The sequence below is a fragment of the Streptomyces sp. enrichment culture genome, from assembly GCF_964273145.1.
Lineage (GTDB): Bacteria > Actinomycetota > Actinomycetes > Streptomycetales > Streptomycetaceae > Streptomyces.
On record NZ_OZ186873.1, the window covers coordinates 5,136,652 to 5,157,788 of the forward strand.

Annotated in this window: 15 protein-coding genes; 9 read left to right on the forward strand and 6 right to left on the reverse strand. The window is 73.7% G+C overall.

All coding sequences use genetic code 11. The features are described 5' to 3' along the window. Nucleotides 1-8 precede the first annotated feature (8 nt). The 4 genes from ACSU6Z_RS23135 to ACSU6Z_RS23150 all read left to right on the forward strand — a co-directional run bounded on the left by ACSU6Z_RS23135 (nt 9) and on the right by ACSU6Z_RS23150 (nt 6,686). The gene (locus ACSU6Z_RS23135) at nt 9-1,259 is read left to right on the forward strand and encodes a sugar ABC transporter permease (RefSeq protein WP_437050444.1); all 1,251 of its coding nucleotides are present in this window, start codon (nt 9-11) and stop codon (nt 1,257-1,259) included. A gap of 216 nt (nt 1,260-1,475) precedes the next feature. After that, a complete protein-coding gene (gene dxs, locus ACSU6Z_RS23140; protein ID WP_437048353.1) occupies nt 1,476-3,395 on the forward strand; it encodes a 1-deoxy-D-xylulose-5-phosphate synthase in 1,920 nt (639 codons plus the stop codon). Between the two features lie 158 nt (nt 3,396-3,553). Beyond that, nucleotides 3,554-5,077 (forward strand): amino acid permease, encoded by a 1,524-nt coding sequence (locus ACSU6Z_RS23145; RefSeq protein ID WP_437048355.1) that lies wholly within the window; start codon nt 3,554-3,556, stop codon nt 5,075-5,077. Between the two features lie 82 nt (nt 5,078-5,159). Further along, complete coding sequence (locus ACSU6Z_RS23150) at nt 5,160-6,686, forward strand: ArnT family glycosyltransferase (protein WP_437048356.1); 1,527 nt, start codon at nt 5,160-5,162, stop codon at nt 6,684-6,686. Between the two features lie 39 nt (nt 6,687-6,725). Here ACSU6Z_RS23150 and ACSU6Z_RS23155 read toward each other — a convergent pair whose 3' ends face one another. Continuing rightward, nucleotides 6,726-7,100: an NTP pyrophosphohydrolase gene (locus tag ACSU6Z_RS23155; RefSeq protein WP_437048357.1), complete on the reverse strand. Its 375-nt coding sequence runs from the start codon at nt 7,098-7,100 to the stop codon at nt 6,726-6,728. 79 nt (nt 7,101-7,179) lie between these two features. Between ACSU6Z_RS23155 and ACSU6Z_RS23160 the strand changes: the two genes are divergently transcribed. Then, complete coding sequence (locus ACSU6Z_RS23160) at nt 7,180-8,196, forward strand: hypothetical protein (RefSeq protein WP_437048359.1); 1,017 nt, start codon at nt 7,180-7,182, stop codon at nt 8,194-8,196. A 294-nt stretch (nt 8,197-8,490) separates the two neighbouring features. Here the strand turns inward: ACSU6Z_RS23160 and ACSU6Z_RS23165 are convergent, their stop codons facing one another. The 3 genes from ACSU6Z_RS23165 to ACSU6Z_RS23175 form a co-directional block, all read right to left on the reverse strand. After that, complete coding sequence (locus tag ACSU6Z_RS23165; RefSeq protein ID WP_437048361.1) at nt 8,491-10,620, reverse strand: 3-hydroxyacyl-CoA dehydrogenase NAD-binding domain-containing protein; 2,130 nt, start codon at nt 10,618-10,620, stop codon at nt 8,491-8,493. After that, on the reverse strand, nt 10,617-11,834 hold the full coding sequence (locus ACSU6Z_RS23170) for a thiolase family protein (protein WP_437048363.1): 1,218 nt from the start codon (nt 11,832-11,834) through the stop codon (nt 10,617-10,619). The genes ACSU6Z_RS23165 and ACSU6Z_RS23170 overlap by 4 nt, the downstream gene beginning before the upstream one ends. Before the next feature lie 315 nt (nt 11,835-12,149). Beyond that, nucleotides 12,150-13,436, reverse strand: a complete 1,287-nt coding sequence (locus ACSU6Z_RS23175; protein WP_437048364.1) for a ribonuclease D — start codon at nt 13,434-13,436, stop codon at nt 12,150-12,152. Between the two features lie 1,043 nt (nt 13,437-14,479). On the opposite strand from ACSU6Z_RS23175, the gene ACSU6Z_RS23180 reads away from it, so the two are divergent. Continuing rightward, on the forward strand, nt 14,480-15,715 hold the full coding sequence (locus ACSU6Z_RS23180) for a S8 family peptidase (RefSeq protein ID WP_437048366.1): 1,236 nt from the start codon (nt 14,480-14,482) through the stop codon (nt 15,713-15,715). Next, nucleotides 15,712-15,960, forward strand: coding sequence for a hypothetical protein (locus ACSU6Z_RS23185; protein ID WP_437048367.1), 249 nt, complete (start codon nt 15,712-15,714; stop codon nt 15,958-15,960). The genes ACSU6Z_RS23180 and ACSU6Z_RS23185 overlap by 4 nt, the downstream gene beginning before the upstream one ends. A gap of 1,006 nt (nt 15,961-16,966) precedes the next feature. On the opposite strand, the gene ACSU6Z_RS23190 is transcribed toward ACSU6Z_RS23185, so the two are convergent. Both ACSU6Z_RS23190 and ACSU6Z_RS23195 read right to left on the reverse strand, forming a co-directional pair. Beyond that, nucleotides 16,967-17,629: a response regulator transcription factor gene (locus tag ACSU6Z_RS23190; protein WP_003993737.1), complete on the reverse strand. Its 663-nt coding sequence runs from the start codon at nt 17,627-17,629 to the stop codon at nt 16,967-16,969. A gap of 399 nt (nt 17,630-18,028) precedes the next feature. Further along, entirely contained in the window at nt 18,029-18,703 is a 675-nt protein-coding gene (locus tag ACSU6Z_RS23195) for a DUF3000 domain-containing protein (RefSeq protein ID WP_437048369.1), read from the reverse strand. 160 nt (nt 18,704-18,863) lie between these two features. Here ACSU6Z_RS23195 and hemE point away from each other — a divergent pair, with 160 nt between their 5' ends. Together hemE and ACSU6Z_RS23205 are read left to right on the forward strand one after the other, a co-directional pair. Continuing rightward, nucleotides 18,864-19,931 carry a uroporphyrinogen decarboxylase gene (gene hemE, locus ACSU6Z_RS23200; protein ID WP_437048371.1) on the forward strand — a complete coding sequence of 356 codons (1,068 nt, stop codon included), beginning with the start codon at nt 18,864-18,866 and terminating at the stop codon, nt 19,929-19,931. Between the two features lie 273 nt (nt 19,932-20,204). Then, nucleotides 20,205-20,861 carry a TetR/AcrR family transcriptional regulator gene (locus ACSU6Z_RS23205; protein WP_437048373.1) on the forward strand — a complete coding sequence of 219 codons (657 nt, stop codon included), beginning with the start codon at nt 20,205-20,207 and terminating at the stop codon, nt 20,859-20,861. Nucleotides 20,862-21,137: the final 276 nt, after the last annotated feature.

Sequence of the window (21,137 nt, forward strand, 5' to 3'; positions counted from 1 at the left end):
AGCCCGCCGTGCGGAACCCCGAGGCCGCGTCCGCCGCGGTCACCGCGGTCGACCCGCGCCTGCTCGTCCGCGAGCAGGGCCTGGCCGGCTACGTCGGCGAGTTCAAGCGCAAGATGAAGGCCGGCGAACTCGGCTCGCTGCCGGTCGTCGTCGGCCTGATCGTCATCTGCGTCGTCTTCCAGAGCCTGAACTCGGCGTTCCTGTCCGCGCAGAACATCAACGACATCACCGTCACGATGGTCGGCACGGGCATGATCTCCGTCGGCATCGTCTTCGTACTGCTGCTCGGCGAGATCGACCTGTCCGTCGGCTCGGTCAGCGGCGCGGCCAGCGCCATAGCCGCCGTCCTCGCGGTCAACCAGGGCTGGCCCGAGTGGCTGGCCGTGCTCACCGCCGTCGCGGCGGGTGCCCTCATCGGCGCGGCGCACGGCTTCTTCTTCGCCGTCCTCGGCGCCCCCGCCTTCGCCGTCACCCTGGCCGGCCTGCTCTTCTGGCTGGGCTTCATGCTCCAGACGCTGGGCGAGAACGGCACCATCAACCTCGACAGCGACGGCCTCGTCGGCCAGCTGACCACGTACTTCTTCTCCGACATCGCCGCCGCCTACGGCCTGGCGACGCTGGTGACGGCGATCTTCTTCGTCACCTCCTTCCTCGGCAACCGCCGCCGCGAGGCGGTGGGCATCCCCTCCCGCCCGCTCAGCGACACCGTCCTGCGCACGGCGCTGCTGGCCGTGGTCTCCTTCGCCGCGGCGTTCATGTACAACCAGTACAAGGGCCTGCCGCTGGCCACGGTGATCTTCCTGGTGTTCCTGGTCGGCACGGACTTCCTGCTGCGCCGCACCTCCTACGGCCGCAAGGTCTTCGCGCTCGGCGGCAGCGTCGAGGCGTCCCGCCGCGCCGGCATCAACGTCACCGCCATCCGGATCTCGGTCTTCGCGATCTCCGGCGGCTTCGCCGCCATCGGCGGCCTCTTCCTGGCCTCCAAGATCGCCTCGGCCAACCAGAGCGCCGGCACCGGCGACCTGCTGATGAACGCGATCGCCGCGGCCGTCATCGGCGGTACCAGCCTCTTCGGCGGCCGGGGCCGCACCTGGAACGCCCTGCTGGGCGTCCTGGTGATCGTCTCCATCCAGTACGGCCTCCAGCTGGAGTCCATCGCCGAACCGGTGAAGTACATGATCACCGCCGGTGTGCTCCTGACCACCGTCGTCATCGACTCGGTCACCCGCAGGACCCAGAAGACGGCCGGCCGCGCCTAACCGGCGGCCGCCCCATGGGCCCGTGCCCGGCACCGACGTCGGTGCCGGGCACGGCCGTGCCCGCGTACGGCCGTGCCCGGACACGGACCGGGCCGCACCCGGGTCCGGGCGTGCGCGTAACGTACGACGCACGCCCGGGCACCGGCCGCCGGGCCGGAACATTAGACTCGACAGGCCCGGCAACAGCTCGAACAGCTCTACTGCAAGGAGGCACGGGTGCCGCTGCTGACCCGCATCAGGGGACCGCGCGATCTGGACCGGCTCAGCCTGGAGGAGCTGGACCAGCTGGCCGGGGAGATCCGGACCTTCCTCGTCGACGCGGTCTCCAAGACCGGCGGCCACCTCGGCCCCAACCTCGGCGTGGTGGAGCTCACCATCGCCCTGCACCGCGTCTTCGAGTCGCCCAAGGACAAGGTGCTCTGGGACACCGGCCACCAGTCCTACGTGCACAAGCTCCTCACCGGCCGTCAGGACTTCTCGAAGCTGAAGATGAAGGGCGGCCTGTCCGGCTACCCCTCGCAGGCGGAGTCCGAGCACGACGTCATCGAGAACAGCCACGCCTCCACCGTCCTGGGCTGGGCCGACGGCATCGCCAAGGCCAACCAGCTCAAGAAGCGCGACAGCCACGTCGTCGCCGTCATCGGCGACGGCGCGCTGACCGGCGGCATGGCCTGGGAGGCGCTGAACAACATCGCCGACGCCAAGGACCGCCCCCTCGTCATCGTCGTCAACGACAACGAGCGCTCCTACGCCCCCACCATCGGCGGCCTGGCCAACCACCTGGCGACCCTGCGCACCACCGACGGTTACGAGCGTTTCCTGGCCCGCACCAAGGAGGTCCTGGAGCGCACGCCGGTTGTCGGCCGCCCGCTCTACGACACCCTGCACGGCGCCAAGAAGGGCCTGAAGGACTTCATCGCCCCGCAGGGCATGTTCGAGGACCTCGGCCTGAAGTACGTCGGCCCCATCGACGGCCACGACATCGAGGCCCTGGAGTCCGCCCTCACCCGCGCCAAGCGCTTCGGCGGCCCCGTCATCGTGCACTGCCTCACCGAGAAGGGCCGCGGCTACCAGCCCGCCCTGGCGGACGAGGCCGACCGCTTCCACGCCGTCGGCAAGATCCACCCCGACACGGGCCTGCCGATCGCCACCTCCGGCGCCGACTGGACGAGCGTCTTCGGCGACGAGATGGTCAAGCTCGGCGAGGAGCGCGAGGACATCGTCGCCATCACCGCCGCCATGCTCCAGCCGGTGGGCCTGGACAAGTTCGCCAAGCGCTTCCCGGAGCGGGTGTACGACGTCGGCATCGCCGAGCAGCACGGCGCCGTCTCCGCGGCGGGCCTGGCCCACGCCGGCGTCCACCCCGTCTTCGCCGTGTACGCCACCTTCCTCAACCGCGCCTTCGACCAGGTGCTGATGGACGTGGCCCTGCACAAGTGCGGCGTCACCTTCGTCCTGGACCGGGCCGGCATCACCGGCACCGACGGCGCCTCCCACAACGGCATGTGGGACATGTCGATCCTCCAGGTCGTTCCCGGCCTGCGCCTGGCCGCCCCGCGCGACGCCGACCAGGTCCGCGCCCAGCTGCGCGAGGCCGTCGCCGTCGAGGACGCCCCCACCGTGGTCCGCTTCTCCAAGGGCGCCGTCGGCCCCGCCGTACCGGCCGTCGGCCGCGTCGGCGGCATGGACGTGCTGCGCGAGCCCGGCACCGACACCCCGGACGTCCTGCTGGTCTCCGTCGGCGCGCTCGCCCCCATGTGCCTGGAGGCTGCGGAGCTGCTCAACAGCCAGGGCATCTCCACCACCGTCGTCGACCCGCGCTGGGTCAAGCCCGTCGACGAGGCCATGGCCCCGCTCGCCGAGCGCCACCGCGTCGTCGTCACCGTCGAGGACAACTCGCGCGTCGGCGGCGTCGGCTCCGCCATCGCCCAGGCCCTGCGCGACGCGGGCGTCGACGTCCCCCTGCGCGACTTCGGCATCCCGCCGCGCTTCCTCGACCACGCCTCCCGCGCCGAGGTCCTCGCCGAGATCGGGCTCACCGCGCCCGACATCGCCCGCCAGGTCACCGGGCTGGTCGCCAAGCTGGACGGCCGGTACGACCGTGCCCGGACCGAGGTGGAGGCGGCCCGCGACTGACGGGCGCACCGCCTGCCTCCGGATGGGCCGGTTCCGCCACTCGTTGCAGTGGCGGGACCGGCCCATCCGTGTGATTCCACCCACGTCCGGGCATGGGTACCACGCCCCCTCTCGGTCATGTCGAGCATGTCGAGGACGACAAGCGTGGGAGGTATTCCATGAGCAGCAGTCTCTTCCGGACGAAGAGAATCGAGCAGTCCATCCTCGATACCGAGGAACCGGAGCACGCGCTCAAGAAGTCCTTGTCCGCGTTCGACCTGACCGTCTTCGGTGTCGGCGTCATCATCGGCACCGGCATCTTCGTCCTGACCGGCACGGTCGCCAAGAACAACGCCGGGCCCTCCGTCGCGCTGGCGTTCGTCGTGGCCGGTGTCGTCTGCGCGCTCGCGGCGCTGTGCTACGCCGAGTTCGCCTCCACCGTCCCGGTGGCCGGATCGGCGTACACCTTCTCCTACGCCTCGCTCGGCGAGCTGCCCGCCTGGATCATCGGCTGGGACCTCGTCCTGGAGTTCGCGCTCGGCACGGCGGTGGTCGCCGTCGGCTGGTCCGGCTACATCCGGTCGCTGATGGACAACGCCGGCTGGCAGATGCCCGAGGCGCTGGGCGGCCGGGACGGCGCCGACGGCTTCGGCTTCGACATCCTCGCCGCCGCCCTGATCCTGGTGCTGACCGCCGTCCTCGTCCTCGGCATGAAACTGTCGGCACGGCTCACCTCGATCATCGTCGCCGTCAAGGTGGCGGTCGTCCTCGTCGTGATCATCGCCGGGGCCTTCTTCGTCAAGGGGGCCAACTACGACCCCTTCATCCCGAAGCCGCAGCCCCAGGAGGCGGGCGGAGGCCTGCACTCCCCGCTGATCCAGCTGATGTTCGGCTGGGCCCCGGCCAACTTCGGCGTGATGGGCATCTTCACCGCCGCCTCCGTCGTCTTCTTCGCCTTCATCGGCTTCGACATCGTCGCCACGGCCGCCGAGGAGACGAGGAACCCGCAGCGGGACATGCCCCGCGGCATCCTCGGCTCCCTGTTCATCTGCACCGCCCTGTACGTCGCCGTGTCGATCGTCGTCACCGGCATGCAGCACTACAGCAAGCTGTCGGTCGACGCCCCGCTCGCCGACGCGTTCAAGGCCACCGGGCACCCCTTCTACGCGGGCGTGATCAGCTTCGGCGCCGCCGTCGGCCTGACCACGGTGTGCATGATCCTGCTGCTCGGCCAGACCCGGGTGTTCTTCGCGATGAGCCGCGACGGGCTGCTGCCCCGCTTCTTCTCCCACGTCCACCCCCGCTTCCGCACCCCGCACCGGCCGACCATCCTGCTCGGCGTGGTCATCGCGATCGTCGCGGGCTTCACCAGCCTCAGCGAGCTGGCCGAGCTGGTGAACATCGGCACGCTGTTCGCCTTCGTCATCGTCGCCGTCAGCGTGCTCATCCTCCGCCGCACCCGCCCCGACCTGCACCGGGCCTTCCGTACCCCCTGGGTACCGGTCATCCCGGTCCTGTCGGTGGGCGCCTCGCTGTGGCTGATGCTCAACCTGCCCGCCGAGACGTGGGTCCGGTTCGCCCTCTGGATGGCGATCGGCATCGTCGTCTACTTCCTCTACGGCCGCCCCCACAGCCGCCTCGGCCGGGGGGAGGAGACCCCGGTCGGCGAGGTGTTCAAGCCGTCGGGAGGTGACAGCAAGTAGTCGCGGCCGTCACCGCCGACAGCAGCCTTCGGCCCCGTATGTCCCCCTAGGTGGTGACTGCGGGGCCGGATAGCGTGCAGCCATGTGCGCGCAGTCCCTCGCCCCGTCACGCACGGTATCCAGCCGGCGGGCCCGTGCCGGGTACTGGACCCGGCTGCTCCCCCTGCTCGCGCTGCTGGCCTGCGTCACCCGGATCCCGTCCTTCACCCGCCCGTTGTGGAACCCCGACGAGGGCTACCTCGCCGTCCAGGCACGCCTGCTGGCGCAGGGCGGCGAGCTGTACCAGACGGTCGTCGACCGCAAACCGCCGCTCGTGCCGTGGCTGTACCAGGGAGCGTTCGCCGTCGCCGGGTCCGAGTCGCTCACGCCGGTACGGATCCTCGCGGTCCTCGCCCAGCTCGCCACCGCGCTGGCGCTCGCCTCCCTGGCCCGGCGCCGCTGGGGCGACACGGCGGGCCGCACGGCCGGGACGCTGTACCTGCTGGTCTCCGTCGGCCTCAATCCCGAGGACGCCCAGGCCGCGACGTTCGAGCTCTTCACACTGCCGTGCACGGCGGCCGCGCTGTGGTGCGCCGACCGCCGCCTCTGGGGCACGGCCGGCCTCGCCGCCGGCTGCGCCTTCCTCGCCAAGCAGACGGGCGGCGCGGTCCTCGTGCCGGTGCTGTGGCTGTGGTGGACGCGGGGCGGCGGGCGGGGCGGCCCGCTGCGGCTGGGAGCCGGGGCGGCGGCCCCGGTCCTGGGCGGGGCCCTGGTCACCGACCCCGGCGGTTTCCTCTTCTGGACGGTGACGGGCTCGGGTACGTACGCCTCACTCGGGAGCTCGGGGCCGCACGCGCTGGCCCGCGGGCTGGCCAACGCCGCGATCCTGGCGGTCGCCTGCGCGGGACTGCTCCCGCCGATCGCCAGGAGCCTGCGCGCCGGCCGTGAGGGGGCGAGGGGGCCGGCGGGCGGTCGCGGCGGCCGCGCAGGGGGAGGAACGCCGGAGAGCGGGCGCGGCGGTACGGCGGACCTGTGGCTGTGGCTCGCCGCGTCGGGCGGCGCGGTCATCGCGGGCTTCCACTTCTTCGGCCACTACTACCTGCAACTCCTCCCGCCCCTCGCCCTGCTGGCCGCCTCCGCCCTGCGCGGCCTGCCCCCCGAGCGGCGGACGGCGGCATCGCGCACCTCGGCCTGCTGCTGCGTCCTGTTCCTGGTCTGGGGCCTGTGCGCGCCCCGGGCCGAACTCGACCACGCCCGGCGCCTGGCCGGCACCGTCGCGGCCCGTACCGCACCGGGCGACCGCGTCCTGGTCTGGGGCATGCACCCGGAGACGTACTGGCTCGCCGGCCGGACCCCCGCCACCCGCTACCTCACCGCGGGCCTGCTCACCAACTACAGCGGCGGCCGGAACGGCTCCCGGGTCGGCGAGAAGTACGCCGTCGTGGGGACCTGGGCGGTCTTCCACCGGGAGATGGACCGGCATCCGCCCGCCCTGGTCGTCGACGACTCGCGGGGCAAGCCCTACGGGCCGGACCGGGTGCCGGGGCTGCGGCGGCTGCTGGCGCACGGGTACGTGCCGGCCGGGACGGTGGACGGGGCGGTGCTGTACGTACGCGGCGGCGGCCGGTGAGGCGGCGGAACCGGCACGGGCGCGGGGCGCGCCCGCGCGTCACGCCGGCCGGACCGTCCGGGGCCCCGTCACCCGCGCCCCCAGCTCGGTCACCCGGCGGCGCAGCTCGCGGTCGGCCGTCACCACCAGGACGGGCCGGTCGCCCGCCCGCGCGACCAGATCGACCATGTGGTCGTCGCCGCTGCCGGGCGCGGCCTCCACCCGGACACCGGGCGCGGCCTCCACGCCCCGGGCGGCGCCCTCGACGACGAGGACGATCTCCACCGGGCCCTCGCGCCCCGGCACCCCGTCCGCCGCCAGCCGGTCCCGCAGCCGCTCCGCGGCCCCGCGCCGGTCCCGCCACCAGCCGTCGGGCACCGACCCGACGACATTGGCCGCGTCGACGATCACGAGCAGAGGGGTGTTGTCGTCCATGCGGCCAGGGTCGCACGCCGGCCCCCGGCCGGGCGGACCCGCCCGCCACCGGTGCCGCCGCCCCGCATAGAGTGAACGGGTGAACGGCGAGTGGTTCCTTCGCGGCCGGGACGGCCGCCTCTGCGTCTATCTGCCGTCGCGCGACACCGTGCGGTGCCGCGCCGAGCTCGGGCCCGGCGGGCCCTGGGAGGCACCGCGCACGGCCGGCGGCGACCAGAAGCTCCACCCGGGACTCTCGGTCGGCCAGGGCGCCGACCGCTACACCCACCTGGTCGCCTGGCGCCCCACGGTCCCCGGCGAGTCCGGGCTCGTGCACAGCACGCACTTCCGGCCGCGGCTCGCGCCCCTGGACTGGCAGCCGATCGGCCACCCCAACAAGACGGGCGACCGCACCGGCACGCCCGCCGTCGCGGTCGACGCGCAGGGCCGCGCCCACGTCTTCGTCCGCAACGGCGGCGGCGGGATCAGCATGCGGGCCCAGAAGGAGAAGGGCGGCTGGGACCCCTGGCGGGACCTCAAGGGCAAGGACGTCCAGGAGGAGCCCGCCGCGGTGACCGGCGAGTCCGGCAGGGTCGAACTGTACGCGGCGGTCCCCGGCGCCATCCTGCACTGGGCGCAGGAGAAGGCGGGCGCGCAGCCGGTCCTGGGGGAGAGGATCGAGGTGCCGGTCCGGCCGGGCACGCTCCGGGCGCTCGCCACCTCCGCCGGGCACACCACCGTCTTCTTCACCGACGACGCCGGCGACCTGTGCGCCTGGCGCCCCGGAGGCAAGCCCGTGCCCCTGCTCGCCGCCGCCGGTCCCGGCCCGGTCTCCGCCGTCCGCTGCGTCATCGACGGCCACGACTGCACACTGCTCGCCCAGCGGGCGGCGAGCGGCCGTCTCGCCCTGGCCGCCTACCCCACCGAGCAGGAGCCGGCCGGCGCCTGGTGGGCGGAGACCGGCCCCCGCCTCCCCGAGGACGCCGAGGTGTCCCTGACGCTGGACGAGGACGGCCGGGTGGTCGCCGCCGCCCTCGCCCCGTCGACGGGCCGGCTCCTGCTGACCCGGCGCAAGGACGAGCCGGGGCTGGCGCTCCAGGAGTGGCGGGAGGTCTGACGGCCGGACGTCCGCGGCGGGGCACCGGGTCGTCCACGCGACCGCCCCGCCGTCACCGGCCTGCCCGGCGACGGCGCGCGGGCCGGCCGCACCCGCTCCGGCCCGCGTCCGGGCCGCCGGACGCCGGCGTCCCGCGCGGGCGGCACCGCGGCGGCCGGACATCCGGCGGGCGGTCCGCGCACCACCGAGGGCGCGGGCGGCTGGAACGCCGTCGTGCTCGTCCCCCGCTCCACGGGCCCGGACGCGGCGAAGGGCCTTCGCGCACCGCGAAGGCCCTTCGTCCCACGTGAGCCGTCACGCCGGGACCGACGCCACCCCCGGCTCCAGGAACCGCTTGCCGGTCACCCGCTCGGAGACACCCTCGCGGTCCAGGTACGGCGTGATGCCGCCCAGGTGGAAGGGCCAGCCGGCGCCGGTGATCAGGCACAGGTCGATGTCCTGCGGCTCGGCGACGACGCCCTCGTCGAGCATGAGCCCGATCTCCTGCGCCACCGCGTCGAGCACGCGGGTGCGGACCTGCTCCTCGGTGAGGACGGTGTCGCCCTGCTTCAGCAGCGCGGCGACCTCCGGGTCCAGCTCGGGCCTGCCGCTGTCGTAGACGTAGAAGCCGCGCTTGCCGGCCTCGACGACCGCCTTCAGGTTCGGGGAGACCGTGAAGCGGTCCGGGAACGCCCGGTTGAGCGTCTCGGAGACGTGCAGGCCGATCGCCGGGCCGACCAGCTCCAGCAGCACCAGCGGCGACATCGGCAGGCCGAGCGGCTCGACCGCCTTCTCGGCGACCTCGACCGGGGTGCCCTCGTCGATGACGTTCTGGATCTCGCCCATGAAGCGGGTCAGGATGCGGTTCACGACGAACGCCGGGGCGTCCTTGACCAGCACCGCGGTCTTCTTCAGCTTCTTGGCGACGGCGAACGCGGTCGCCAGCGAGGCGTCGTCCGTCTTCTCGCCGCGCACGATCTCCAGCAGCGGCAGCACGGCGACCGGGTTGAAGAAGTGGAAGCCGACGACCCGCTCGGGGTGCTCCAGCTTCGAGGCCATCTCGGAGACCGACAGCGAGGAGGTGTTGGTGGCGAGGATCGCGTGCGCCGGGGCGACCGCCTCGACCTCCGCGAACACCTGCTGCTTGACGCCCATCTCCTCGAACACGGCCTCGATGACGAAGTCCGCGTCCGCGAAGCCCTCGGCCTTGTCCAGGACACCGGTCACCAGCGCCTTGAGCCGGTTGGCCTTGTCCTGGTTGACGCGGCCCTTGCCGAGCAGCTTGTCGATCTCGGCGTGGACGTAGCCCACGCCCTTGTCGATCCGCTCCTGGTCGATGTCGGTCAGCACGACCGGCACCTCCAGGCGGCGCAGGAACAGCAGCGCGAGCTGACTGGCCATCAGGCCCGCGCCCACGACGCCGACCTTGGTGACCGGACGCGCGAGCGACTTGTCGGGCGCGCCGGCCGGGCGCTTGCCGCGCTTCTGCACCAGGTTGAAGGCGTAGAGGCCGGCGCGCAGCTCACCGCCCATGATCAGGTCGGCGAGCGCCCGGTCCTCGGCGTCGTAACCCCGCTGGAGGTCGCCGTCCTTGGCGGCGGCGATGATGTCCAGGGCGCGGTAGGCGGCCGGGGCCGCGCCGTGCACCTTGGAGTCGGCGATGGACCGGCCGCGCGCGACCGCCTGGTCCCAGGCCTCGCCGCGGTCGATCGCCGGACGCTCGACGGCGATCTCGCCCTTGAGGACGGACGCGGTCCAGACGAGGGACTGCTCGAGGAAGTCGGCGCCCTCGAAGAGCGCGTCGGCGATGCCCAGCTCGTAGACCTGCCCGCCCTTGAGCTGCCGGTTCTGGTTGAGGCTGTTCTCGATGATCACCGTCACGGCCTTGTCGGCGCCGATCAGGTTCGGCAGCAGCGTGCAGCCGCCCCAGCCGGGGACCAGGCCGAGGAACACCTCGGGCAGCGAGAACGCCGGGACGGCCGCGGACACCGTGCGGTAGGTGCAGTGCAGGCCGACCTCGACGCCGCCGCCCATCGCGGCGCCGTTGTAGTAGGCGAACGTCGGCACGGCGAGGCCCGACAGGCGCTTGAAGACGTCGTGGCCGCCCTTGCCGATGGCGTGGGCGTGGTCCCACTCCTTCAGCAGCTCGACGCCCTTGAGGTCGGCGCCGACGGCGAAGACGAACGGCTTGCCGGTGATGCCGACGCCGACGATCTCGCCGTCCGCGGCCTCCTTCTCCACCTGGTCGATGGCGGCGTTCAGGTTCGCCAGCGACTGCGGGCCGAAGGTGGTCGGCTTGGTGTGGTCGTGCCCGTTGTCCAGGGTGATCAGCGCGAAACGGCCCGCCTGGAGAGGCAGGTCGAAGTGGCGTACGTGCGCCTGCGTGACGACCTCGCCCGGGAACAGCTCGGCCGCACCCTTCAACAGCTCGGCGGTGGTGCTCACTTGTCCCCCTCGAAGTGCGGGTTCTCCCAGATGACCGTCGCGCCCATGCCGAAGCCGACGCACATGGTGGTCAGGCCGTAGCGGACGTGCGGCTGCTCCTCGAACTGGCGGGCCAGCTGCGTCATCAGGCGGACGCCGGAGGAGGCCAGCGGGTGGCCGAAGGCGATGGCGCCGCCGTACTGGTTGACGCGCTCGTCGTCGTCGGCGATGCCGTAGTGGTCGAGGAAGGCCAGCACCTGCACGGCGAAGGCCTCGTTGATCTCGAACAGGCCGATGTCGGAGATGGACAGGCCGGCCTTGGCCAGGGCCTTCTCCGTCGCCGGGATGGGGCCGTAGCCCATGACCTCCGGCTCCACGCCCGCGAAGGCGTAGGAGACCAGGCGCATCTTCACCGGCAGGCCGTGCTCGCGGGCGAACTCCTCGCTGGCGATGACCGAGGCGGTGGCGCCGTCGTTCAGGCCGGCCGCGTTGCCCGCGGTGACCCGGCCGTGGACGCGGAACGGCGTCTTCAGGTTCGCCAGGTTCTCCAGCGTCGTACCCGGGCGCATCGGCTCGTCGGCGGTGACCAGGCCCCAGCCGGTCTCGCCGCCCTCGGGGTCGGTGCGGCGCACCGAGACCGGCACCAGGTCGGCCTGGATCTTGCCGTTGGCGTAGGCCTTGGCGGCCTTCTCCTGCGAACGCACCGCGTACGCGTCGGCGCGCGCCTTGGTGAGGTGCGGGAACCGGTCGTGCAGGTTCTCCGCCGTCATGCCCATGAACAGGGCCGACTCGTCGACCAGCTTCTCGCTGACGAACCGCGGGTTCGGGTCGACGCCCTCGCCCATCGGGTGGCGGCCCATGTGCTCGACACCGCCCGCGATGGCGACGTCGTACGCGCCGAAGGCGATGGAGCCGGAGACGGTGGTCACGGCGGTCAGGGCGCCCGCGCACATGCGGTCGATCGAGTAGCCCGGGACCGACTGGGGGAGACCGGCGAGGATGCCGGCCGTGCGGCCGATGGTCAGGCCCTGGTCGCCGATCTGCGTGGTCGCGGCGATGGCGACCTCGTCGATCGTCTTCGGGTCGAGGCCGGGGTTGCGGCGCAGCAGCTCCCGGATCGCCTTCACGACGAGGTCGTCGGCGCGGGTCTCGTGGTAGACGCCCTTCGGGCCCGCCTTGCCGAACGGGGTGCGGACGCCGTCGACGAAGACGACGTCCCTGACGGTACGAGGCACGATGGCTCTCCTCCAGGGTGCTGGGTGGCACTGCTGCGGCACGCATGCACTGAGCGCGCGCTCAGCCTCCATGCTACTTGTGGGTAACGTAGCTGCCCAGTCCCCCCGCCCGGAGCGGTGAAGGTCACACCTTTCGGGGGGCGCGCGGGTACGCGAGCGCCCCCGGCCCCGCGGAGATCCTGGCGTGATCTCGACGTCGCGGAACCAGGGGCGGTAGGGCCGGCAGGGTGCCGGGCGCGAGCCGGTGGGGCGCCGGGCCCGGGTGGCCCCGCCCGTCCGGGGCCCGGGAGCGGCCGGCGGGGTCCGTACGGGCCGTCAGGGACGCGCCGCGAGGGCGGTGACCAGCACGGGCGTCACCTGCTCCACCTGCCACGGCCGGGCCCCGTACCCGGCGAGCGCGGCTGCGACCGACTCGGCGTCGAGGGAACTCGGCGGCTCCCAGCACACCCTGCGGACCGTGTCCGGCGCGATCAGGTTCTCCTGCGGCATGTTCAGCTCTTCGGCCAGCGCCGTCACCCCGGCGCGGGCCGCCGACAGGCGGGCGGCGGCGGCCGGGTCCTTGTCGGCCCAGGCGCGCGGCGGCGGCGGACCGGCCACGGCCTGCCCCGGCTGCGGCAGCGCGGACTCCGGCAGCGCCCTGGCCTGGTCGATCGCGGCCTGCCACTGCTCCAGCTGCCGCCGGCCCATGCGGTGCCCGAACCCGTTCAGCGCGGCGAGCGCGTGCACGTTGGGCGGCAGGGCCGTCGCGGCCTCGACGATGGCCGCGTCGGAGAGCACCTTGCCCGGTGAGACGTCCCGGCGCTGCGCGATCCGGTCCCGGGCCTGCCACAGCTCCCGGACGGCGGCCAGCTGCCGCCGGCGGCGCACCTTGTGCATGCCGGACGTCCGGCGCCAGGGGTCCTTGCGGGGCTCGGGCGGCGGCGCGGTGGCGATGGCGTCGAACTCCTGCCGCGCCCACTCCAGCTTGCCCTGCCGGTCCAGCTCCTTCTCCAACGCGTCGCGCAGGTCGACGAGGAGCTCGACGTCCAGGGCGGCGTACCGCAGCCAGGGCTCGGGCAGCGGGCGCGTGGACCAGTCGACGGCGGAGTGCCCCTTCTCCAGGACGAAACCCAGGACGCTCTCGACCATCGCGCCGAGGCCGACCCGCGGGAAGCCGGCGAGCCGCCCGGCCAGCTCCGTGTCGAACAGCCGGGTGGGCACCATGCCTATGTCGCGCAGGCAGGGCAGGTCCTGGGTGGCGGCGTGCAGCACCCACTCCGCGCCGGACAGGGCCTCGCCCAGACCGGACAGGTCGGGGCAGGCGACGGGGTCGATGAGCGCCGTCCCGGCGCCCTGGCGGCGCAGCTGCACCAGGTAGGCGCGCTGCCCGTAGCGGTATCCGGAGGCGCGCTCGGCGTCGACGGCGACGGGGCCGGACCCGGCGGCGAAGGCGGCGGTCACGCGGGCGAGGGAGGCCTCGTCCGCGATCACCGGCGGAATGCCCTCGCGCGGCTCCAGCAAAGGGATCGGCGCCTGAGTCTCAGACGGTCCGCCGTCGTCCGGAGGGGCGCCTCCGGTGGTTCGTGGTGAACGGTCTGCTGTGGTCTCGTGGGCGTCGGTCACATGTCAAGGGTATCTGTACTGAGCGATCTGCTGACCTGCGGTTTCGGCCGAAAGTTCGGCTGACCTGCGGAAAAGACTTCTCGGCCCTTGTCGTGCTTTCCGGGCGTTTCCCGCCCTCGCGCGGCCTCGGGGTGCCCGCGGCGGCGGGCGGTGGGACGCGGGACCAGCCGGTCGAGGCCGGGGACGGCCGTCACCGGCGCGTCTTCGCGACGGCCGTCGGTCGGGTGACGACCGCGGTGAGCCGACGCGGTGACCGGTCGGGCGTGGTGCGCGCGCCTTCCACCTCACATCCGCATGTCGATCCTCGGTACGGCTCTCCAGTCGGTGCCCGTCCGCGATGCCGGCACCGGCGAATACGGTGATCTCCCTTCCCGCGGCGGGGGAACCCCGGTGATCCACGTCCCGCAGCCGGACGGCAGCCCGGCGCCCAGGAACATCCGGCCGGAGGCGGCTTCCGCCGTCGCCCTGCGTTCCGGCTCCCTGCACGAGGCGCGTCCCGTACGCGCAGGCGTGCGGTATCCGGCGGTGGGCCGGCCTCACGACGCGGACGTCGGCGGGAGGCGGCCCACCGCGTCCGTCGGCCGTCGAGCCTCTTGCACGGGAGCCGGCGCCCGGGTCCCGTGCCGGGCCGTCCTCCCGGTCGTCGTCGAGGGGCACCCGGTGGCCGGCGGGTCGGCCGGGCACCGCGCGTCGGCCTGTCCGGCCCATCCGGCCCGCCTGTCCCTGGCCGGCGGGTCCGGCCGTCCGCCACCGTGGCCGGGACGCCTTGCGGAACGCCCCCGTGACGGCGCAAGCGCCTTGCCGGGTTGCCCGGACAGGAGGATCGTGGGATGAGGGGCCGACTGCTACGCCGGCGAACGGCAACGCGCCGTTGCGCGGTGGACCCGCATGATCCGAGCCTTGCCGCACAGACGGCGCACCTCCGCAATCGGGCAGCGCACGGAGTGGATGGGGCAATGAACGGACCTGTCAGCGGACCCCCCGGCGGCCGGCCGGAGCGGGCCGAAGCACAAAATCACGCATCGCCGTACACCGGCCGGTACATGATCCTGCTGGACCAGGCCGATGCGCGGCAGGGCCTGGAGAACCTGCGCTCCGCGGCCGGTGTCCGAGCCGTCGAGCGGGTGTCGGGAGCCGACCCGGGCGAATCCCAGGAAGTCCTTGCCCGGGCCGACACCTCGGTGCTCTTCGACAACCTCGGGGTCGCGGTCGTCGAGACCGATCCGGACCAGCGCCACACGCTGGTGACCGCCGCCGAGGGCAATCCCGCCGTCATCGCGGCCGAACCGGAACGCTACGTGTACGCCATGATGATCACAGAGGCGGAACGGACGGCGACCCACTCGTTCCCGGCCTACCGCAGCGACGACGAGCAGGTCGCCCGGCAGGCCCGTGCCGAGGTGACCGCGCACCGCGGTCCCGCCTGGGACGAGACCAACTGCACCTGGGGCCTGCAGGCGATCCGGGCGCCCTTCTCCACGCCGACCGGGCGCGACGTCAAGATCTGCGTGCTGGACACCGGTGTCGACACCAGCCACCCGGACCTGACCGGCTGCCTCGAGGAGACCGCCTCCTTCGTCACCGGGGAGACCGTGGAGGACGGCCACGGCCACGGCACCCACTGCATCGGCACGGCGGCGGGCCCCGCCGATCCGTCGAACGCGCCCCGCTACGGGGTCGCCCACGAGGCCAGGGTGCTGGCCGGCAAGGTGCTCGGCAACCGCGGCTCCGGTACGGACGGCCAGATCCTCGCGGGCATGTCCTGGGCCGTGTCGCGCGGGGCCCGGGTGATCTCCATGTCGCTCGGCGCACCCGTCGAGCCCGGGGAGCTCTTTCCGCACACCTACGAGCAGGTGGCCAGGCGGGCGCTGCGGCTCGGCACGGTCTCGGTCGCCGCGGCCGGCAACGAGAGCGACCGGCCCGGTCTGGTCAGGCCGGTCGGCCGACCCGCCAACTGCCCGTCGATCCTCGCCGTCGCCGCGCTGAACAAGGACCTGGCCACCGCGTTCTTCTCGTGCGGCGCCATCAACGGCGAGGGCGGCGAGGTGAACATCGCGGCTCCCGGCGTGGGGGTGCTCTCGGCCGCCCCGGGCGGCGGCTACCAGTCGATGATGGGCACCAGCATGGCCGCACCCCATGTCGCGGGCGCCCTCGCGCTGTACGCGCAGGCGTACCCCGACGAATCGGCGGACAAGCTGTGCGGACGTCTGCTGGCCGGCGCCTATCCCCTGCCACAGGCCACCGAGGACGTCGGCGCCGGACTGCTCCAGGTCCCGTGAGCGGGCCGGACGCCCCTCGGACGGTCGGGGTCATCCTGGCGGTCGACCCCGACCGGTTCGCGCACGTGGTGGGCGCGCTCCGCCGAACCGGGCTGCGCGTGACGAGTGAACAACCGCTGCTCGGCTCCCTGTCGGGGACTGTGGCCGAGGAGCGCGTCCCCGCCCTGGAGGCGGTCGACGGCGTCCTGTCGGTGGACCTCGACGGCTCCGTCTCCCTGCCGCCGCCCGATGCGCCCGTCCAGTGATCCGTCTCCGTGACCGGCCGGCGGGCCCGTCGCCGGCACGTCCTCCTGAACGCCGCCGTCTTCCTCCTCGCCGCTGATGGCGACGCTCGTCTCGCCGGGTTCGCCCGGGCCCCGGCCTCGTCGCCGCCCCGGCCGGGCGGAGAAGCCCTGGTGCCGCGCGCGGCCTGCTCGGACTTCAGGAGGGCGAACCGTGCGGCCTCGAAGTGCGCCACGTCGGTTTCCCGCGCCGTGAGGTGCGGGTCGGGCGGCGGTCCGTGCGACATCACCGGAAAGGGCGCGGGAGGCGTCTTCCCGGGGTCGGCCGGGACCCGTGAGGCCGGGCCGCACCGCGCTGCCGTGGGAGGCGGAGCCCCGGGGCCGCACCGGCCCGCGCGAGCCCGTGGAGCCAAGGCGCTACTGATTCCTCCCGAACGCGCGGGGAAGGCCCGTGCGGCGCTCCCCTCGGGCACGGTGGTCCGGCGTCCCGAAGCACGCGAACGCCGCGCTGGAGGTTGCGGGCCGCGACGAACGGGCGCCGGCCGCGACCGCACCGCAGGGTCTTCGCCCCTACCGCGCGATTCCGCCGGTCAAGCGCCGCGAGTCCGTGAGGACCGTCCGGAGGTGTCGGGGGCACCCGGAGCCGAGCATCACGCCCGACACGTGCGCCCACCTCTGGAGGGAGGGCGAGGACACGCCCCGGGCCGCAGTCGAGGCAGCGCTCGACGATGTGCCCCGCTGTGCTCCGAGGGGGCAGGCCGGACGGCTCTTCGCACGGGTCGGGGCCGTGCCCGGGCGGGACGGGAGGGTCCGTGCGGCGAGGGCTCCCGCCGACGGAACGTTCCGTCGGCGGGAGCCCGGGGGTCGTGAGCCGGTCAGGACGGTGAGGGGGCCAGTCCGCGTGGGTGGGGGCGGCCGGAACCGGCGGCCGATCCCGTCGGCACGGGTGAAGGGCCGGGGAGGGGAGGGGAGGGGGAGGAGGGCGGAACGGGGGAGGGGCGGGGCAGGTGGGGAGGGGCGGATGGGGACGTCAGTGGATGATGCCGGTCCGCAGGGCCACCGCGACCATGCCGGCCCGGTCGCCCGTGCCGAGCTTGCGGGCGATGCGGGCGAGGTGGCTCTTGACGGTCAGCGCGGACAGGCCCATGGAAACACCGATGGCCTTGTTGGACTGGCCTTCGGCCACCAGCCGCAGCACCTCGACCTCGCGGCCGGACAGCTCGCGGTAGCCGCCCGGGTGGCTCGGGGCACCCGGGGGGCGGCGGTGCAGGCGGGCGGCGGCGGCGCCGATCGGGGCGGCACCGGGCCGGGTGGGGAGCCCGACGTTGGTGCGGGTGCCGGTGACGACGTAACCCTTCACACCGCCCGCGAGGGCGTTGCGTACGGCGCCGATGTCGTCGGCGGCGGACAGGGCGAGCCCGTTGGGCCAGCCCGCGGCGCGGGTCTCCGACAGCAGGGTCAGGCCGGAGCCGTCGGGGAGGTGGACGTCGGCGACGCAGATGTCGCGGGGGTTGCCGATGCGGGGACGAGCCTCCGCGATGGACGAGGCTTCGATGACATCGCGTACACCGAGCGCCCACAGATGACGGGTGACGGTCGAGCGAACGCGCGGGTCGGCCACGACCACCATGGCGGTCGGCTTGTTCGGGCGGTAGGCGACCAGGCTTGCGGGCTGCTCGAGGAGAACGGACACCAGGCCTCCTGGGGGTGGGGGACGGGACCGGCTCGTGGGGGAAGAAGCCGGGACGAACCGTGCTTTCAAGGTCACAGTGGTCTTCGGCAGCGGACCAGCCCGCCTTTAGGGAATGATCACGATTCGGTGAGTAACAATCCGAGCAATTCGGACACGCGGTCGATCATTCGAAGACCGAACGGTTCCGCTCTGCGTCGTTACGCGCTCGAAAGTGGCCGTATCGACAAAGTGACGTGATCTTCGGCGTGGTTCCGCCGGGCACGGGAGAGCCGGTCGGGGAGGAAGGAGAGGAGGGGGAGGGAGTGGGGAGCCGCCGGTGGCACCGGGGCGGGCCGGGGCGGGAGTCGCAGGGGCGCTGCCGGGCCGGAGGCGAGGCGGCCGTGCGGCCGGGGCCGCCGGCTACCGGGACTGCGGACCGCGCCGCTGCGGCAGCGTCACCACCGAGGCGTCGCCCGGCCCGGCCGGCGGCAGCCCCGCGACCTGGGCCAGCAGATCGCACCAGGAGGCCAGGTGGGCGGCGGTGTCCGGCGCCCCGCCCAGGCCCTCGCGCGGCGTCCAGGAGGCGCGGATCTCGATCTGCGAGGCGGACGGGCGCGCCGCGAGGCCGCCGAAGTAGTGGGAGCTCGCGCGCGTGACCGTGCCGCTGGGTTCGCCGTACGCCAGGCCGCGCGCCTGCAGCGCGCCGGTCAGCCAGGACCAGCACACCTCGGGCAGCAGCGGATCCGCCGCCATCTCCGGTTCCAGCTCCGCGCGCACCAGCGTCACCAGCCGGAAGGTGCCCCGCCAGGCGTCGTGGCCGGCCGGGTCGTGGAGCAGCACCAGCCGCCCGTCGGCCAGATCCTGGTCACCGTCGATGACCGCGGCCTCCAGCGCGTACGCGTACGGCGCGAGCCGCTGCGGCGGGCGCGTCGGCTCCACCGCGATCTGCGGCCGCAGCCGCGCGGCCCGCAGCGCCTCGACCGCGGTCCTGAAGGGCAGCGGCGCCGCGCCCCCGTGCCGGACCTCCCCCTCGGTGCCCTTCGGGTCGTCCATTCCGCCAGCGCCGTCCGACATTCGTCCCTGAGCCGCAGCCATGCGGGGAAGATTAAGCGGAACGGGGCTCCGGCGCGGGGAGGGACACCCGCCTGCGGGCGCGATGTCCGGATCGCGCGGCGCGCGGGCCGGAAACCCCCCGCGCCCCGCCCGCCGGGACCGCGGTCCGCCGCTGTCGCAGGGGCGTGCGAGACTTTCCGTCGTGAGTGCCAACGACAGCCCCGCGGGCAAGCAGCCGACAGCCACGTACGAGTCCGCCTTCCTCAAGGCGTGCCGGCGCGAGCCGGTGCCGCACACGCCGGTGTGGTTCATGCGGCAGGCCGGGCGCTCCCTGCCGGAGTACCGCAAGGTGCGCGAGGGCATTCCGATGCTCGAGTCCTGCATGCGGCCGGAGCTGGTCGCCGAGATCACCCTCCAGCCGGTGCGCCGGCACGGCGTGGACGCGGCGATCTACTTCAGCGACATCGTCGTCCCGCTCAAGGCGATCGGCGTCGACCTCGACATCAAGCCCGGTGTCGGCCCCGTCGTCGAGCGCCCGATCCGCTCCCGCGCGGACCTGGCGCAGCTGCGCGACCTGACCCCCGAGGACGTCTCGTACGTCACCGAGGCGATCGGCCTGCTCACCCGCGAGCTCGGCGCCACGCCGCTCATCGGCTTCGCGGGCGCCCCCTTCACCCTGGCGAGCTACCTGGTGGAGGGCGGTCCGTCCCGCAACCACGAGCACACCAAGGCGCTCATGTACGGCGACCCGCAGCTGTGGGCCGACCTGCTCGACCGCCTCGCCGACATCACCGCCGCCTTCCTGAAGGTGCAGATCGAGGCCGGTGCGAGCGCGGTCCAGCTCTTCGACTCCTGGGTCGGCGCCCTCGCCCCCGCCGACTACCGGCGCTCGGTCATGCCCGCCTCGGCGAAGGTCTTCCGGGCCGTCGCCGGGTACGGGGTGCCGCGGATCCACTTCGGCGTCGGCACCGGCGAGCTCCTCGGCCTGCTGGGCGAGGCGGGCGCCGACGTCGTCGGCGTCGACTGGCGCGTGCCCCTGGACGAGGCGGCCCGGCGCGTCGGTCCCGGCAAGGCCCTGCAGGGCAACCTCGACCCCGCCGTCCTGTTCTCCTCCCCGGAGGCGGTCGAGGCCAAGACCCGCGAGGTGCTGGACGCGGCGGCCGGCCTGGAGGGCCACGTCTTCAACCTCGGCCACGGCGTCCTGCCGACCACCGACCCGGACGCGCTGACCCGCCTCGTGGAGTACGTCCACACCCGGACGGCTCGCTGACCGGACCGGTGGGGCGCGTCCCCCCGGACGCTCGCCGGCCCGCACGTGGGGCCGGGCCGCGGGGCCCGCGCCGCCGGCCGGCCGCGGGCCCCGCGGCCCGGTGGTCGGCCTCGTGTACGGTCGGGTCGGTATCGTGCGGTCGCTCCCGTCTTCGACCGCTGTGGTGCCCCGGTGAGCCCGCGCCCCGCACCGCCGCCCGCGCCGCCGGGCCGGTGCGGCGACGACGGATGCCCCGGGGCGGGGCGGGTGCCGGAGCGCAGGAGGTGAACGGTGGTGGCCGAGCAGGACGGAGAGGGACGCGCCGCCGGTGCTGCTCCGGAGCGCGCGCCCCGCACGCGCAACCCGCGCGGGCAGGGTGAGCGGCTGCGGGAGGAGATCCTGCGGGCCGGCGGACGTCTCCTGGAACAGGTGGGCAGCGAGGACGCCCTGTCGCTGCGCGCGGTGGCCCGGGAGGTCGGCATCGCCACCCCGAGCATCTACCGCCACTTCTCCGACAAGACCGAACTGGTGTGGACGGTCCTGGCGGAGCACTACGAGCGCCTGGCCGAGGTCATGGCCGAGGCCGACGCCTCGGTGCCCGAGGGCGACCCGCTGGCCGGGCTCCGTGCCCAACTGGGCGCCTACTGCCGTTTCGCGGTGGCCAACCCGGCCAAGTACCGCCTGATGTGCGAGACCTGGCAGACCCCCGTGGAGGACGAACGCCTCCACGGCCACCCGGCCGGGCTGCTGCTGCGCGGCCTGGCCCGGGCGCTGGAGCGCTGCGAGGACGCCGGGTGGCGGGTGCGGGGGACGCGGGCGGAAGCCCCGTACCTCCTGTGGTGCTCGCTGCACGGGCGGATCACGTTGTGGCGGGTCATGCCGCGTCAGAAGGATCCGGCGCGGCTGGACCGGTTCGTGGACGAGCTGTTGGATCTGCTGCTGGAGCGCTGAGCGGGGAGCCCGCGCGCGCCGGCCGCCGTCATCGGCCGCGCCGGCACCATGGCTGCCCGCCCGCCCCCTCTCCTGTGGAGGCACGTGCTTTCCCGCGGGTGTGCGGCGGTCTCCGCGCGGCCCGCAGGGGGATACCGCCCCGCCTGCCCGTGACGTCCAACTTCCTTGCCATCGCCCGAATTTCGCGCTTCCTTTGTCGGACGGGGCCGTGTCGCGCCCTAGGGATACATGTGTAAGCTAACAAGCGTTAGCCAAGGTCCTTCGCCCCCCACACAA

Excerpts from the sequence above, each read along its gene's own strand:
- ACSU6Z_RS23155 (WP_437048357.1), bottom strand. The coding sequence starts at position 7,100 with ATGGACGACAACACCCCTCTGCTCGTGATCGTCGACGCGGCCAATGTC.
- ACSU6Z_RS23195 (WP_437048369.1), bottom strand. The coding sequence starts at position 18,703 with ATGGCTGCGGCTCAGGGACGAATGTCGGACGGCGCTGGCGGAATGGAC.
- ACSU6Z_RS23150 (WP_437048356.1), top strand. The coding sequence starts at position 5,160 with ATGTGCGCGCAGTCCCTCGCCCCGTCACGCACGGTATCCAGCCGGCGG.
- ACSU6Z_RS23180 (WP_437048366.1), top strand. The coding sequence starts at position 14,480 with ATGATCCTGCTGGACCAGGCCGATGCGCGGCAGGGCCTGGAGAACCTG.
- ACSU6Z_RS23145 (WP_437048355.1), top strand. The coding sequence starts at position 3,554 with ATGAGCAGCAGTCTCTTCCGGACGAAGAGAATCGAGCAGTCCATCCTC.